Source organism: Cohnella massiliensis (genome assembly GCF_900169535.1).
Lineage (GTDB): Bacteria > Bacillota > Bacilli > Paenibacillales > Paenibacillaceae > Cohnella > Cohnella algarum.
This window is the reverse complement of record NZ_LT821259.1, coordinates 1,811,321-1,827,308: the sequence shown is the minus strand read 5'-3', so window position 1 is coordinate 1,827,308 and position 15,988 is coordinate 1,811,321. Positions and strand designations below refer to the sequence as shown.

Below are 15,988 nucleotides of genomic sequence, written 5' to 3'. Positions count from 1 at the left end.
CCTTTCGGGCGAAGGGAGAGCGACCTTTGCTTGCGGCGCCATGCGAATGTTGATTTCAAGCTTTCAAGCGAACGGCATCGTTCGCATGTCCTGTGTCATTGCGACTGCCTCGGACCTGACAATCGGCAGGTCCTCTCGGCCGATATTTGCCGGTGGGCCGCGTCGCCGGGCCGATTAACGGCACGTTGACGCCGTTATTCGCCTGCAGGCCGCGTCCCCGGGCCGATTAACGTCGCCTTGCGGCCGTTAATTCAAAGCGATTCGGCAGCGGAGCGCCGGAACCGCGGATGCGGCGGTTGGCCCCTGCCCCGGCGGGAGCGCGAGCCGGGAAGGTTACACTCCCGCAGCCAGCTTCACCGTCTTGATCTCGAACGGACGGAAAGCGAGCTCGATGGCTCCGTCCGTCAACGCCAGCTCCTTCAGCTCGTCCTCGAGCGCGTTGGACACGAACGCTTTGCGGACCGGCTGCGGCCAACCGATCGTTACCCGTTCGCGGCCTCCGGCGGATTCGTACAGTCGGAGGATAATGCCGCCGCCGTCTTCCGACGGTTTGACCGTGTCGAGCACGACATGGTTTGCCTGGAAGCGAATGAACGAGGCCGCGCCCGGCAGCGCGAACGATCCGGGCACCGGCCCGCCCTCGACGCATGCGGCCGCCGCGTTCAGCTCCGCCGCCTTGCGAACCGTGTGCGCCCCGCGCCAGTCGCCTTCGTGCGGGTAGAGCGAATACGTGAACTCGTGCTTGCCGAGATCCGCGGTGTCGTCCGGCCATTTCGGCGCGCGCAGCAGCGACAGACGGATCGTCGAGCCTTGAATGTCGTAGCCGTATTTGCAATCGTTCAGCAGGCTGACGCCATAACCCGCTTCGGAGACGTCGGCGAACCGGTGGCCGCACACCTCGAACTGCGCCTGCTCCCAGCTCGTATTGCGATGGGTCGGCCGCTCCAGCGCCCCGAACGGAATTTCGTACGTCGCCTTGTCGGTCACGACATCGATCGGAAAGCCGACCTTAAGCAGCTTGTGCGCCTCGTTCCAGTCGACTTCCGTCCGGAAGTCGATCCGCTTGTCTCCATGGTACAAAATCAGGTCCTGCCGGATTTCGGATCGGTGCAGCTTCCAGCGGAAGCGAAGCACGTCCTTGACTTTCCCCCGGAGCATGACGCGCTTTTCCAGCAGCACCGCGTCTCCCGCCGGCTGAAGTTCGTATCGGTCATCGATGTCCCAGGCATCCCAAAGCGTCGGACGGTCGTGATAGAAATGGAACCGGTTGGCCGCTTCGCCCGGCTTGACGATCTCGCGGCCGGCTTCCTTGTCGTAAAGGCTCGCGATTTCCCCGCGTTCGTTAAAGACGAGCTTGTAGCGCCCCGTCTCCCAAGCGTCTCCCAGTTCTTCCGGACCTTCCGGACCTTCCGGACCTTCCAGCCCTTGCAACCTTTCCGGTTCTTTCCACTCTTTGATTTCGTCCGGCACTACAGCCACGCCCAGCCCGGACGGCTCGGACGGCGCACCCGCCAGGCCGCCGACCGAAGCGTTTGCTTCCCGCTCGGCCGAATCCGCGGCGGAGCTTGCCGGGCGCAGCCAGATCGTCTTGCAGCCGAACGCCGGAACGGCGGGAACTCGGATCGAAACGCGGCACTCGCGGCCTTCGGAATCCGCCGAGCCCGAAACGCCGCCGTCGATGCCGCCGGAGTCCGCCCCGTTCGGCCCGGACGTTGCCATAACGTCCGCGGCAAGCATGCGGCCATCCGCGTCGTATGCCGCGATCCCGGCTCGTTCGCCGCGCCGAATGCCTGCCGTTGCCGCTGGCAGCTCGACGACGATGTCGCGTTCCCAGCCGAGGCTGTTGAACACGACGAACGACCTGCCGCCATCCCCGCGAATGACCGGCTGCTCCGGCGACGCCGCATCCGTCCGTCCGGCCAGCGCGGCCAGAACGGTGTCGCACGCCGCGCGGCCCTTTTCGAATACGTCCTTGTATTCCTTTTCCGAAGTCTCGTACGTCTCCGTAATCGCCGAACCCGGAATAATATCGTGGAACTGGTTTTGCAAAATCAGCTTCCAGCCGTCATGCAGCAGCCCGCGCAGCTCCAGATCCCGCTCGGCCGAAAGCCGCGGCAGCGCCAGCGACTGCCACAGCTCCGCCTCGCGGTACAGCGACTCCGCCTTGCGGTTGCTTCGCTTGTTCCGCGCATGCGTCGTATAGGTCCCGCGATGCAGCTCCAGATACAGGTCGCCGCGCCATTCGGGCAGCTTCGGCGCGCGTTCCGCGATTCCCGCGAAAAACGCCGCCGCCGTTCCGTAACGGCTTTCCGGCTGGCCGACCATCAGCTCCGCGCGGTCGATGAATTCCAGCATTTCGCGCGTCACCCCGCCGCCGCCGTCGCCGTGGCCGTACAGCAGCATCTGCTCGGGGTGAGCCGCTTTTTGCCGGTACGACTGCCAATGCTCGTGGATATCCTTCGGCAGCGTATGCTCGTTGACGCCGTGGTTCAAATAGGACAAAATCGGCGTGCCGTCGATGCCGACCCAATGGAACAAATCGTGCGGAAACACGTTCGTGTCGTTCCAGCCGAGCTTCGTCGTCATAAAGTATTCGATCCCGCCGTGCTTCAAAATTTGCGGCAGCGAAGCGCAGTACCCGAACGTATCCGGCAGCCATTCGATTCGCGACGTTACGCCGAATTCATTCCGGTAAAACGCTTGCCCGTACAGCATTTGCCGGACGAGCGACTCGCCGCTCGGAATGTTTAAATCCGGCTCCACCCACATGCCCCCGACGAGCTCCCAGCGGCCTTCGGCAACCCGTTCTTTCACCCGTTCGAACAGTTCGGGATCGTGCCGCTTCAAAAACTCGAACAGCAGCGGTTGGCTTTGCGCGTATTTGAATTCCGGATACTCCCGCATGAGCGCGTCGACCGTCGAGAACGTCCGGCTCGTCTTGCGGACCGTTTCCCGCATCGGCCACAGCCAGGCGATGTCGATGTGGGATTGTCCGATCATTCGCATCGTGCCTTCGGCGTTGCCGCCAGTCTGCCGAACCCGATCCTTCAGTTCCGTTTCGATCCGGGAGACGGCCGACCCTTCCGCGATCGCATCCGCCTCCAAGCCGACGTAAGCATCCATCGCCGCTAGCAGCGCTTCGAGCAGCCGAACCCGCCGAAAATCCGTCTCCGGCAGCAGCACGGCCGAATCGCGCGCGACGATCGCCGCGTACATGAGGCTTTGCACCGCCCGGTTCGGGCGAACGAGCTCGCTGCGGATCGACGCGATCGGCGGCTGAATGACCGCCTGGGAATTAAGCGGATCGACCGGCTCCGGCACCGGATCGAACAATTCGATTTCCAGCTCCGGATGCGTGCCGATCCGTTCCAGATCCAGCGTCACGTATGCGTGATTGCGATCGAGTCCCTGATAGGACTTCCCGTTCGCCCGCAGCAGCCCTTCGCCGCCGGATTCGAACAAGAGGCCGACCCGGCCGTCTTCCGCGTACCCGGACAAATCCGGAGTCGCGCGAAAATAATAGGTCGTTCCCTGCACGCTCGGAAAATGGTCAAGCCCCTGTCCTTCCGGATAGGGGGCGGTATTTTCGTATTGTCCGGGGAGGACGTAGGTCGTGCGCACGATTTCCCACGACCGGAACGCCTCCCTAGTCAGCCATTGCGCCTCGGACATTTCGCGTATCCATCGTTTGAGGCGTTCCAGTTGCAGCTCCAACCGTTCCATCGTCACGCGTCCTTTCGCACCGTCAATTCCGCGCTGATCGTTTCCTTGACGTTTTTCCCCGCATGGATGCGGAATAGCCCCGGCTCGACGACCGGACGATAGTCGAGGCCGATAAATTCAAGCTGTGCCGGTCCTACCGTAAACGTTACCGTTTTCGTTTCGCCCGGCTTCAGCGCGATTTTGGCAAAGCCTTTCAATTCTTTCTCGGGCCGCGTCACGGAGCTCGCCGCATCGGAGACGTACAGCTGCACGACTTCCATGCCTTCGCGTCGGCCCGTATTCGTAACATCGACCGTCACCGTCGCGGACCCGTCCGGCGTTATGACGCTCGGCTCGACCGTCAGGCGCGAATAATCGAACTCCGTGTAGCTAAGGCCGAAGCCGAACGGGTACCGCGGCTGCGAGTCGTCCTCCAGGTAACGCTTGCCCCGCGAGCGTTTGCCGTTGTAGTACACCGGAAGCTGGCCGACCGATTTCGGAATCGAAACGGTCAAGCGGCCGGACGGATTGACGTCGCCGAACAAAATGTCGGCCACCGCCCGGCCGCCCTCCTGCCCCGGATACCAGGCTTCGAGAATCGCATCCGCGTGCTCGTCCACCCACGGCTCGGCGATCGGCCGGCCGTTGATATAGACGACGACGAGCGGCTTGCCGAGCGCTTTAAGCTCCTGCATCAGCTCCAGCTGAACGCCGGACAGCCCCAGCGTCATCCGATCGATGCCTTCCCCGCAATCCATGTCGTTCCACGGGTTGTCGCTCACCTTGGACGCTCCGGTCTTCAGGTCGATCGTTCCTTCGCCGAAGTCGCGGGCGCTCGAACCCCCGGCGACCATGACGACGACGTCCGCCGCCTTGGCCGCGGCCAGCGCGGACGGGAACCCTTCGCGGTCGTCGCCCTTGATCCGGCAGCCCGGCGCGTACAGCACGCGCTCCGGCTCGCCGGCGAACCGCTCGCGGATGCCCGCCAGCACGGTGGACACTTGTCCTTGCGGCTGGGGCGACGTGTAATCGCCGAGCTGGTTGTAGCCCTGATCGGCGTTCGGGCCGATGACGGCGATTTTCCCGAGCTTCGGCGACAGCGGGAGCGTCGCGCTTTCGTTTTTCAGCAAAATGACGCCTTCGGCCGCCATTTGCCGCGCGAGCCCGGCATGCTCCTCGCACCCGATGACCTCGGCCGCCCGGGCCGCGTCCGCGTAAGGACGCTCGAACAGGCCGAGCCGGAATTTCAGCCTCAGCACGCGGCGAACGGCCTCGTCGAGCTTGCTTTCGGACAGCTTGCCCTGCCGCACCGCATCGGCCAGATGATTGCCGAACATGACGCCGGACATTTCCATGTCGATGCCCGCTTCCAGGGCGGCAACCGCCGCGCTCAGGCCGTCTTCGGCCGTGTCGTGTCCGCCCGCCAGCATGTCGATCGCGCCGCAATCGGTGATGACCATGCCGTCGAAGCCCCATTGTCCCCGCAGCACGTCGTCCAGCAGTTCCCGATTTACCGTGCACGGCACGCCGTCGATTTCGTTATAGGCCGGCATGACCGACTGCGCGCCCGCCTCGACCGCTTTGCGGAACGGGTACAAATCGACTTCCAGCAGCTCCCGCCAGCCCATATGAACGGGACCGGCGTTCCGTCCGCCTTCCGAGCTTCCGTAACCGACGAAATGCTTCAGCGTCACCGCCACGCTGTCGTCCCTGTCCAGCCCTTCGCCGTGCATGCCTTCGACCGCGGCGACCGCAAGCTCCCCGATCAAAAACGGATCCTCGCCGAAGCATTCCTCCGTCCGGCCCCAGCGGGGGTCGCGGACGACGTCGAGCACCGGCGAATACGTGACGGCTCCGCCTTGCGCCCGCGTCTCCAGGGCGACGGCGCGGCACATGCGGCGGTACAGCTCCACGTTCCAGGCGCTGCCGATCAGCAGCGGCACCGGGAACACGGTCGCGCCGATCGCCATATGGCCGTGCGAGCACTCTTCCCCGATCAACAGCGGGATGCCGAGCCGCGAATGCTCGATCGCATAGCGCTGAATGGCGTTGACGGCCTCTGCGCCCTGCGCGGGGGAAAGTCCCGTTTCCAGCGTGACGCCGGTCCACGGATCCGCACGCAGCATGCCGTACAAAGAGCCGACGCCGCCCTGGCGGATTTGCTCTTTGAACGTTTCGGTCAATTCGATTTTCCCGTCTTTGGACGTATACGTCTGCCAGCCGAACGGCTGGACGAGCTGGCCGACCTTTTCTTCCAAGGTCATCAGCCCGAGCAGGCTTTCGACCCGCTCTTCGACGGGCCTCGCCGGATCTTTGTAAGCCACTGACATTCACCCTACCCTCTATATAGATGAAGGAAAAATTTCCGATGCCCGTCCCGCTTCCAGGCCCGCTTCGTTACTCTTTCACGGAGCCGACCGTCAAGCCTTGGACGAAATAGCGTTGGAAAAACGGATAAGCGAAAATGATCGGAACCGTGGCCAGCACGACCATCGCCATGCGGGCCGTATCCTGCGGCATGTTCTGCATCACTTCGAGGCTGATCGAGCTGTTGGCCGAATTTTGCTGAATGAACGACATGCTCGATTCGATCCGCATCAGCATTGACTGCAACGGCACCTTGTTCGGATCGTCGATATAGAGCAGCGCGTTGAACCAGTCGTTCCAGTAGCCCAGCGTGCTGAACAGGCCGATCGTGGCGAGACCCGGAAGCGACAACGGCAAGACGAGGCGGTAAAAAATTTTGAACTCCCCGGCGCCGTCGATTTTTCCGGATTCGACGATCGCGTCGGGGACGCTTGTCATGTAGAACGTTCGCAAAATCATAATATAAAAAGCGTTCATCGCCAGCGGCCAAATCAGCGCCCACAAGCTGTCCTTGAGGCCGAGAACTTGCGTCACGATGATATAGGTTGGAATCATCCCCCCGCTGAACAGCATCGTAAATACCGCGAACAGGGAGAAAAACCGCCGATAGGCGAAGCTTTTACGCGAGATGGCATACGAATAAAGGGCGATCATAAGCAGGCTGAGCAGCGTTCCGACGACGGTGACCAGGATGGTCACGCCGTACGACTTGAGCAGCATGTCCCCCGTTTCGAACACGTACTTGTACGCTCCGAGGCTCCATTTTTCCGGAAACAACCGATAGCCGTTCGTGGCCAGCGTTTTTTCGTCGGTAAAGGAAATGATGACGACAAACAAAAATGGAAATACGCACAAAATGGCAAATATGGCGGCGACGGTATTGAGAACCGCGTTCCAGCCCGGGGTCAATTGATGGAAATCCCGTTTTTTCTTCGCTTTTGCGGCCATGAGCGATCACTCCTTTCGAAAGCGGATTAGAACAGCGCGCTGTCTTTATCGATTTTGCGCACGATGAAGTTGGACACCATTACGAGCACAAAGCCGACGACCGACTGATACAGACCCGCAGCCGTGCTCATGCCGATTTCGCCCGTCGTCTTCAAACCGCGATATACATAGGTGTCGATAACGTTGGTCACGGAGTACAGCGTTCCGGAATCCCGCGGCACGCTGTAGAACAAGCCGAAGTCCGCGTAAAAGATTTTCCCGACCGCAAGCAGCGTCATGATGATGATGATCGGCTTCAGCAGCGGAAGCGTAATGTTGCGGACCTGCTGCCACTTGTTCGCCCCGTCGATCATCGCCGCTTCGTACAGCGATCGGTCGATCCCCATGATGGAGGCCAGGTAGACGACGCTGTTGTAGCCGACGGACTTCCACAAACTGACGAAAACGAGAATGTACGGCCAATATTTCGGCTCGTTGTACCATCCGATCGTCTCGACCCCGAAATAGCCCAGAATATGGTTAAGCAGCCCGCGGTCCATGCTGAGGAAGCTGAACGCGAAATAACCGACGATAACCCACGACAGGAAGTAGGGCAAAAACATCCCCGTCTGATACAATTTGGCCATTTTTTTGTTTACGATTTCGGACAAAATGATGGCCATCGCCACCGAAAATACGAGCCCCAAAAAGATAAACGCGATATTGTAAAGCAGCGTATTGCGCGTTATCGTAAACGCCGCGTCCGTGCTGAACAGAAACCGGAAATTGTCCCAGCCGACGTTTTCGCTGTTGAACAGACTGTGCCAGAAGCCTTCCCTGCTGAAGCGGTATTCCTTGAATGCGGCCACGGTGCCGATCAGCGGCATGTAGGAAAAAAACAAAAACCACGCGGCGCCGGGCAGAACCATCAGCAGCATCACCCGATTGCGGAAAAGCGTTCGAAAAAACGAGCCGCCCATAACGTCAACGCTCCTCTCCTCGTATCATGTTAAAAAAGACCGGGCGAGCCTTCACCCGCCCGATCTTTTCGCTAGACGACTGCGTTCGATTACTTGTTTTCGGCTACCCATGCGTCAAGCTGCGCTTGCGCTTCCGCAAGGACTTTGTCCATGCCGGCTTCTTTGAATTTCTCGATCGCGATCGGCAAGTATTCGTTCGGATCGACCGTGCCGGTCATGAGCGATGCCCAGTATTGTTCCTTGACGTTTTGAATGGACGCCATTTCGGTCGCCACTTTCGTGCTGTCGAAGTTGAAGCCGAGAATCGGGGACGCCACGCCTTCGGCGTTGAACTTCTTGAATTCGTCCCACTTGTTGTCCGGATCGTTTTCGTTCAGGTACAGAAGCATGTTGTTGCCGAGCGAGTAGGACGGCATGTCGTAGTTTTTCGCGGCGTCCAGATTTTTCATCCGGTTTTCGCCGACTTTTTCGTAGTGCGTGCCTTCGATGCCGGAATCGACCATGTTGCGCAGGACCGGATCCGTATTGAGCAGGTTCAGGAACTCCATCGCTTTTTCCGGATGTTCGGAGTTGGCGGAAATCGCCATGATCGAGCCTTGAACGGACGTGTTCGTAATGATCGCGTCGCTGGCCGGCGTCGAAACGACCGGGTAGCCGTACGTTGCGGACCACTGGTTGTCGGCGAGCGGCTGCGTTTGCGCGCGGTCGACGAGCCAGTTGCCGGACAGCGTCAGATCTTGCGTCGAACCGACGGTTGCGGCTTCGGGCGAAATGTAGCCCGCTTGGTAGTATTTGCGCATCGTGGCCAGCGCTTGTTTCATTTCTTCCGTTTCGAGGATATTGACGACTTTGTAGTCGGTCGTATCCAGCTTGACGGCCATCGGAAGGTTCGTTACGAGATAGTCGTACGGAACGTAAGGAACGTGGTTTTTGTCCATGCCGAACGGCGTGACGTTCGGTTCGTTTTCCTTGATCGTCTTGAGCAGCGGCTCGAGGCTTTCAAGCGAGCGGACGTTCGAGATATCCAGGTTGTACTTGTCCAGAAGCGTTTTGTTGAAACGCCATACTTCCTGCTGCGGAAGCTCCTTGTTGGCCGGAATGCCGTAGTTGTGGCCGTCGACCTTCGAGCCTTCGAGGAAGCCCGGATCGATCGTGTCGACGATGCCTTGGCCGTATTGCGTAAGTAGATCGTCGATTTGGAGGAACGCGCCCTTGCGGACGTTCTGCACGTAATCGAAGCCGCCGGCGGCGGTGAAGATGATGTCCATCGGTTCGCCGGAAGCGACGTTGACTTGCATTTTTTGCGTGTAGTCGCCCCAATCGATTTGTTTCATCGTAATCGTCGCGTTGATTTTTTCCTTCGTGTACTCGCTTACTTTTTCCATGACGGCATCCACGTCTTTTTGCGGCGTTCCGATCGTGTACCAGATCAATTCGACGGTTTCTTCGGAACCGCCGGCGGAACCCGACGCGCTGCCTGCGCTCTCGCCGTTGTCGTTGCCGCCGCAGGCGCTAAGCACAAGCGAAAGCGACATCAGCGAGGCGAGCAAAAGCCCGAACCTTTTTTTCGTTTTGCTCATCTTTTTCCGTCTCCCCCTCAGGTGAAGTAATTTAATGACAATTTAACTGTAATTCATGAAAGCATTTTCAAATAGAAGACAAACTTAAGATATGCTGTTTAAACTAAAGAAAAAGACTGCAGCGAGTGCAGTCGAATTAATCTTCCGTTAACGTTGCCTTAAAGCAAAGCCTTGAATTCCGTCGGAGAGATGCCCACATATTTTTTAAACTGCTTGTAAAAATAGCCGGTTTCCCAGTATCCCACCATCCGGGCGATTTCATGCACTTTATGATGGGTCGTTTTGAGCAGCTCCTTCGCTTTTTCGATGCGGTATTTGTTGATGTATTCCGTAAACGACTCGCTCGTCTCCTTGCTGAACAGCTGCCCCAAATAGACGGGGTGGATATGAAACTGCGCGCCGAGCGTCTTCAGCGACAGCTCGTCGGCGTAGCGCTCGTGAATCGCGTTCAGCACCTGGAGCACGACCGGGCTGCGGACGTCGCGAACGAGCGAATCGACGCAGCGCCGCGCGACCTGGATGACCGCTTCCGCCAGCCCGGCGATTTCGGCCGCGTCCCCTACGCTTTCGAATGCGGTGGCGAACAGCTCCGGCTCCTCCGTCCGTTTGATGCTTTGCAGCTCCATTTTGAAACGGACGATCAGTTCGACGGCAAGCTCCTTCAAATACGACGGCGTCACGCCCTCGCTTTCCCGGAGCCGGTTGAAGTCCTCGTTGATTTTCTCCGCCAGCCCTTCCCCGTCCTTCGCGACGAGCAGCTTGGCGTAATTCGGCCAGTCGATCGGGAACTCCCCGGCCGCGGTCTGCCGGAACGCGCGCGGATCCCCGTAATCGATCCAGTCCCAATCCGGATAGACGAGGAAAAATTCCTGGGCTTTTTTCGCTTCGGCATAGCTTTCCGAGGCGGCGGCCGAAGGGTGGATTTTTCCCGAAGACAGCCGAAAATCCGGCAGCTCGCCCGGCTGATCGGACCGGAGCCCGGACAGCGCCCGAAGGAGCGGCTGCTTGTCGGCATTCCCGTCGCCGTACCCCGCGAGCAGAACGATGTCCCCGTCCATATCGCGGAATACGATCCCCGTCTCCTCGCCGGACGCCGCGTTTTTTACCCGGCCGAACAATCGCTCGGCTTCCTCCGGACGATCCGAACCGGCGCGCAGAACGACAGCAGCCGCATAGGGCGACCGAAGATGAATGCCGAGCATTTCCGCGCGCTCCCTGAATTCCGCCTCCGCCATCGTGCCGGTCAGCCAGCGGTAAAGCGTGTTGTCTTTAATCAACTGAATGCCGTAATCGTGAAAAAGCGTCTCCGTCCTCAGGCTGTTCAGCTTCAGCACCGTATTGCTCAGCGTTTCCTTCAGTTCGCCGACGTTGATCGGCTTCAGCAAATAATTTTCGATGCCGAGCTTCATCCCTTCGCGCAAAAAATCGAAATCGCTGTACGCGCTCAAAACGATCACCTTCAGCCCGGGGAGGCGCCGCCTGGCGGCGGCGATCAGCTCCAGCCCGTTCATGACCGGCATCGAAATGTCGGTAATAAGGATGTCGGCCGGCGTTCGCTCCAGCGCGTCAAGCGCGAGGCGCCCGTTCTCCGCGTGGCCGACGATTTCGAGCCCGAGCGCGGCCCAGTCGATCATGTCGTACAAGCCTTCGATTATAAACGGCTCGTCGTCCGCCAAAAATACGTTAAGCATCGTGAATGACCCCCTCTTCCGCTTGCGGGAGACGGACGGTTACCGTCGTCCCCTCGCCCGGCTCGCTTTCGATGTCCACGCCGTACGGCTGGCCGTGCACGAGATTCAGACGCGCGTGCACGCTGCGCAGGCCGAACGACCCTTCCGTTTCCTCGGCAACGGATAGCCGATCCCGGATTTCGGCCAGCTTGTCCGGTTCGATCCCTTTGCCGTTGTCTTCGACGGTAACGCGAATGTCGCCGCCTTCCGGCCGGACGCGGATCGCGAGAAAGTTGTCCTCTCTTGCGGGATCGATCCCGTGGACGATATAGTTTTCCACGATCGGCTGCAGCGCGAGCCGCATGACCGGAACGCCCGAAAGCTCGGGCGGGCAATCGATCTCGTAGGCGAATTTGTTTTTGTAGCGGATGCGAAACAGCTCCAGATAGAGCCGGCACGCCTCCAGCTCGCTTTGCATCGTGCTTTGCCGCTTCGGGTTGACCAGATTTTTGAACAGGACGGACAGGCTGTAGATCATTTCCGCCGCGTCGCTGTCGCCTTGGGAAAACGCGCGCATGCGGATGACTTCCAGCGTATTGTACAAAAAGTGCGGATTCACCCTTGCCTGCAGCGCCGCAAGCTCCGCGTGCTTTTGATTGATTTCGGCCTTGTACACTTTGTCGATGTACTGGTTCAGCTCGTCGAGCATCGCGTTGAAGCTTTTGGAAATTTGGCCGAGCTCGTCTTCCCGGGTTTCGTCGATGCGGGCGTTCAGGTCGCCGTTTTTGACCTTGCGCGTAAACCGGATAATTTCGTTCGTTCGCTTGGCGAAGTTCATGATGAACAGCGACGGAATGAGCGTCGCCACCGCGATGCAAATGAAGCTGATCAAAAGGATCGTGTTGCGCGTTCCGACGTAGGAAACCGCCATCTCCTCGCGGGTCGCTTCCCCGACGATCGCGTATCCGCCCTCGCCGGAGGACAATTTGTTCGTGTACACGTCGCCTTCGATATGTTGTCCGTCCAGCACGGCCGTCGATTCGCCGGATTCGGGCTCGAGCTTCAAGCCGTACCTGGCTCCCGCCGAATCGTAAAACACACGCCCGTTCGCATCCCGAACGTGAATCGTGCCTTTCATTTCGGGATAGCCGGCAAGCGCGCTTGCGATTTGCTCCGAGTCGAAATAAACGAGCAGCTGGCCGATATTTTTCAGCGTTTGCTTGTCGTTGATCGGAACCCGCACCGCGAACATCCGGGGATCGTCGCGGCCGATCGCTTTGCTTACCCAGTAATTCGGCGCCGTGACGTTTCGCGATTCCGCCGCCATCACGTCGGGGATGTACGATCGCGCCATGTTCGTGACGACGAGCTTGAACCGTCTGTTATCGTCAAGAGAATACAGCACCTGCCGATCCGAGCTGTACAGCACGATGTTGCGGATGGAGCTGTCCGAATCGATCCGCCCGAGAAAATAGTCGAGGGCGCTCCCCAATTCGCTCGTCTCTTCCGCCGTAAATTGATCCAGCTGGAATTTCACGTACTCTTCGTAGGAATTCAACAAAAAAATGCTCAACTCCGCCGACAGGCTGTCGCTGCGGTAGATGTCGTTCATCATCGCCTGGACGGATTCGACCTTCCCTCCGATGTAGCGGTTTACGCTGTCCATCGCCCGGGTCTGATTGTCCAGTTCCCTCCGGACGGCCGTCTGGGCCGCGTTCCGGTACATCAAATAGGAAAAGGTGATGATCGTCACGATCGTGATGACCGAAAAGAGCAGGATGATTTTGAGAAAGAGGTTGTTTTTGAAGTACTTGCGGTAAACGGCGCCGATGTCCATGATGCGGGCTCCTTCTGTCGAATGAGGCTATTATAACATATCGGCGGGTTTGCGTTAGCAGCGGGGGGCGTTGCGCGGGATCGATAGATTCCGCGGATATCGGTTGCGGCCGGCAATCGCATTGCAAGCCCGGATCGGCACCGCATTCCCGATCTGCCGGCTTCATGGATGCGTTGCAGTCGGGAGGCCATGTTCGTTTACATAAAAAAAACCGCCAAGTCCGGCGGTTGCGAGCGTACTTTTGGATGATTTTTCGTACAAAATCCCTCTTCCTGCCGCTTTCGCGACGACATTTGTACGTTTTTTCATACAAAATCGCCGCGTTTGTGGATTAATCGAACGTTTTTGGATGATTTTTCGTACAAAATCCCTCTACCGGCCGCTTTCGCGATGACTTTTATACGTTTTTTCATACAAAATCGCCGCGTTTGTAGATTAATCGAACGTTTTTGGATGATTTTTCGTACAAAATCCCTCTACCGGCCGCTTTCGCGACGACATTTGTACGTTTTTTCATACAAAATCGCCGCGTTTGTGGATTAATCGAACGATTTTGGATGATTTTTCGTCCGCTCCGCTCCGCTTTCGTGCTTAAAAACGGCTGATTTGCAAGCGGGCATTGCAGCCGGAAGGCCACCTATGTTTTTCGTACGCGGCCTCCCGAGATCGCTCACTTCAAAAACAGCTCGATCACCGGCACGCAAGGCTCCGGCTTCTTCACCGGGAGCTGAAGCGTGAGCGTATCCGCCGGACGGCCTTCGTCGAACGCCCCCGCTTCCATCGTCATCTGCTGTTCGCCCTGCACCATTCGCACTTCCGAAGCGTCGTTCAGCAGCTGCGCGTACTCGACCTTGCCCGAAAAGCCGGACAGGTGTACATGCTTGAACGGCCAGCTAAACAGGTGCAAATAGAGCCGATTCGTGTCCGGATTGTACGTAAACCGGCAATCGTCCGGACATTGCCACTCCTCCGGAGCGGCGGTGCAGCCGTAGATCGAACGGCCGTGCGCGCGCATCCAGGCGCCGATGCCCCGCAGCCGTTCGACTGCCCGCCTATCGAACTCGCCGCGCCCCGTCGGACCGACGTTGAGCAGCAGGTTCCCGCCCTTGGCAACGGTATCGATCAGCATTTTCACGAGCATGTCAACGCTTTTCCACGATTCCTCGTCGCGGTAATAGCCCCACGAGCCGCTGAACGTATGGCAAGCTTCCCATACGACGCGGCGACCGTTCACCTGAATCCATTCCCGCGGCTGATACTGCTCCGGCGTCGTAATGTCTCCCGGAATTTGCAGCCGGTCGTTGAGCAGAATATCGGGACGGAGCGACCGGATCAGCTCGACGAGCCGCTCGCTCTGCCATTCGTCTTTCCCCTTCCCGGCAAAACCTTCCTCGGCCGGAATGGAAAAATCGAAGAACATCAGGTCGATCGGCCCGTACCCGGTCAGCAGCTCCCGCGTTTGGCCGAACATGTACTCGACGTATTTGGAGAAATCCCGCTTTTGGCTTGCCGCCGCGAACGCCGGATCGTACCGGAGCGGATGCTTCACGTCGACGGTGTAATGCGGATGATGCCAATCCAGCAGCGAATAATAAAGGCCCGTCCGAATGCCGCGCTCGCGGAAGGCATCCAGCATCGGCCGCAGCACGTCCCGGCCGGCGGGCGTGTTCGTCGCCTTATAGTCGGTGAGCTGCGAATCCCACAGGCAAAAACCTTCGTGATGCTTCGCGGTGACGACCATATATTTCATGCCCGCATCCGCGGCGAGCTGCGCCCATAAATCCGGATCGTACAAATCGGGATCGAAGTAGCGCATATACTTGTCGTACTTCTCGTCGCTCAAAAATTCGCGGGACCGCATCCACTCGTGCCGGGCGCCGAGCGAGTAAAGCCCCCAATGAATAAACATGCCGAAGCGGCTTTGCGTATACCAGTCCGTACGATTCGTTCCCATAAGCAGATTGCCTCCTAGTTTCGATTCCGTCCAAGAATAAGAGCTCCGGCATCCGTTAGCGCGCCTCCGACCCGTCCCATTTGCCGATCCGACCGCCCGATCTTCGCCAATCGGTCAGCCCGTCGCCCGATCCGCGCGAGCCCGGTTCCGGAATTCCCGCGGCGACATCCCGCGATGCTCTTTGAAATGCTTGTTGAAATACGCGAGCGACCGGTAGCCGCATTCGAACGCGATGTCGGTGACCGGCAGGCTCGTCGTCTGCAGCAGATGCGCGGCGATCTGCATGCGCAGCCGCTGGATGAACCGGTTCGGCGAAAGGCCGACCGTCTGCCGGAACGCCGCGTAAAAGCCGGTCCTCCCTTTGCCGCAAAGATCGATCAGCCGCTGCATCTCGATCTCCCCGGTCACGTTGCGCAAAATATATTCCACGGCCGCGACGACGCCGTCATCGACATCCGTCCCGGCCCCGGAGGCCTCCTTCCCTTTTTCCAGCGCGTACCGATAGACCTGAACGAGAATGTCGACCAGATGCTTGAACTGGCTCGCCTCCCAGCCGGGAAGCCGCCTCTCCTGCTCTTCGCACGCCGCTTTCGCGGACGCCTGAATGCCGCGGGCATACGCCGACGAAGCCGGAATCAGCGGCGAGACGCGGCCGGAATAAAACGGGTACAGCAGCCGATGCCCGTCCGGAAGGAGCCGGACGACGGACGGCGAGAACAGCGCCATCAGCCAGCGGATCGGCTTGCCCGCCTCCGCCGCCAGGTTGTAGTGCGGCTCGCACGGCCGGAACAGAAAGACGTCCCCCGGCTTGCCCTCGTAATGCCGGTCCGACAGCTGAAAGCGGGCGTCATTTTCCAGCAACACGTTCAGCTCCAGCAGCTCGTGCATGTGCAGCTCGTGCTCGGTATCGCCGTCGACGCGCAGCTCGAACTTCCATTCGCGGTCCTGTTTCAAGTCATGGTACAGCAAAT

General features: G+C 59.2%; 9 protein-coding genes. All 9 read right to left on the bottom strand.

Features of this window, described 5'->3' with window-relative positions:
• Positions 1–333: 333 nt before the first annotated feature.
• Complete coding sequence (locus tag B7E11_RS22290) at positions 334–3,702, bottom strand: alpha-mannosidase (RefSeq protein WP_080840937.1); 3,369 nt, start codon at positions 3,700–3,702, stop codon at positions 334–336.
• 23 nt (positions 3,703–3,725) lie between these two features.
• Positions 3,726–6,032 (bottom strand): glycoside hydrolase family 3 N-terminal domain-containing protein, encoded by a 2,307-nt coding sequence (locus B7E11_RS22285; protein WP_176220857.1) that lies wholly within the window; start codon positions 6,030–6,032, stop codon positions 3,726–3,728.
• Between the two features lie 67 nt (positions 6,033–6,099).
• The gene (locus B7E11_RS22280) at positions 6,100–7,017 is read right to left on the bottom strand and encodes a carbohydrate ABC transporter permease (protein WP_080838993.1); all 918 of its coding nucleotides are present in this window, start codon (positions 7,015–7,017) and stop codon (positions 6,100–6,102) included.
• A gap of 26 nt (positions 7,018–7,043) precedes the next feature.
• Positions 7,044–7,976 carry an ABC transporter permease gene (locus B7E11_RS22275; RefSeq protein ID WP_080838992.1) on the bottom strand — a complete coding sequence of 311 codons (933 nt, stop codon included), beginning with the start codon at positions 7,974–7,976 and terminating at the stop codon, positions 7,044–7,046.
• Positions 7,977–8,065: 89 nt separating this feature from the next.
• Positions 8,066–9,556 (bottom strand): ABC transporter substrate-binding protein, encoded by a 1,491-nt coding sequence (locus tag B7E11_RS22270; protein WP_080838991.1) that lies wholly within the window; start codon positions 9,554–9,556, stop codon positions 8,066–8,068.
• 158 nt (positions 9,557–9,714) lie between these two features.
• Positions 9,715–11,247, bottom strand: coding sequence for a response regulator transcription factor (locus B7E11_RS22265; protein WP_080838990.1), 1,533 nt, complete (start codon positions 11,245–11,247; stop codon positions 9,715–9,717).
• Positions 11,240–13,063: a sensor histidine kinase gene (locus tag B7E11_RS22260; protein ID WP_080838989.1), complete on the bottom strand. Its 1,824-nt coding sequence runs from the start codon at positions 13,061–13,063 to the stop codon at positions 11,240–11,242. The genes B7E11_RS22265 and B7E11_RS22260 overlap by 8 nt, the downstream gene beginning before the upstream one ends.
• A 670-nt stretch (positions 13,064–13,733) precedes the next feature.
• On the bottom strand, positions 13,734–15,017 hold the full coding sequence (locus tag B7E11_RS22255) for an alpha-L-fucosidase (protein WP_080838987.1): 1,284 nt from the start codon (positions 15,015–15,017) through the stop codon (positions 13,734–13,736).
• A 114-nt stretch (positions 15,018–15,131) separates the two neighbouring features.
• The gene (locus B7E11_RS22250) at positions 15,132–15,986 is read right to left on the bottom strand and encodes an AraC family transcriptional regulator (RefSeq protein ID WP_080838985.1); all 855 of its coding nucleotides are present in this window, start codon (positions 15,984–15,986) and stop codon (positions 15,132–15,134) included.
• Positions 15,987–15,988: the final 2 nt, after the last annotated feature.

Coding starts and splice junctions, on each gene's coding strand:
- B7E11_RS22285 (WP_176220857.1), bottom strand. CDS start 6,032: ATGTCAGTGGCTTACAAAGATCCGGCGAGGCCCGTCGAAGAGCGGGTC.
- B7E11_RS22280 (WP_080838993.1), bottom strand. CDS start 7,017: ATGGCCGCAAAAGCGAAGAAAAAACGGGATTTCCATCAATTGACCCCG.
- B7E11_RS22275 (WP_080838992.1), bottom strand. CDS start 7,976: ATGGGCGGCTCGTTTTTTCGAACGCTTTTCCGCAATCGGGTGATGCTG.
- B7E11_RS22270 (WP_080838991.1), bottom strand. CDS start 9,556: ATGAGCAAAACGAAAAAAAGGTTCGGGCTTTTGCTCGCCTCGCTGATG.
- B7E11_RS22265 (WP_080838990.1), bottom strand. CDS start 11,247: ATGCTTAACGTATTTTTGGCGGACGACGAGCCGTTTATAATCGAAGGC.
- B7E11_RS22260 (WP_080838989.1), bottom strand. CDS start 13,063: ATGGACATCGGCGCCGTTTACCGCAAGTACTTCAAAAACAACCTCTTT.
- B7E11_RS22255 (WP_080838987.1), bottom strand. CDS start 15,017: ATGGGAACGAATCGTACGGACTGGTATACGCAAAGCCGCTTCGGCATG.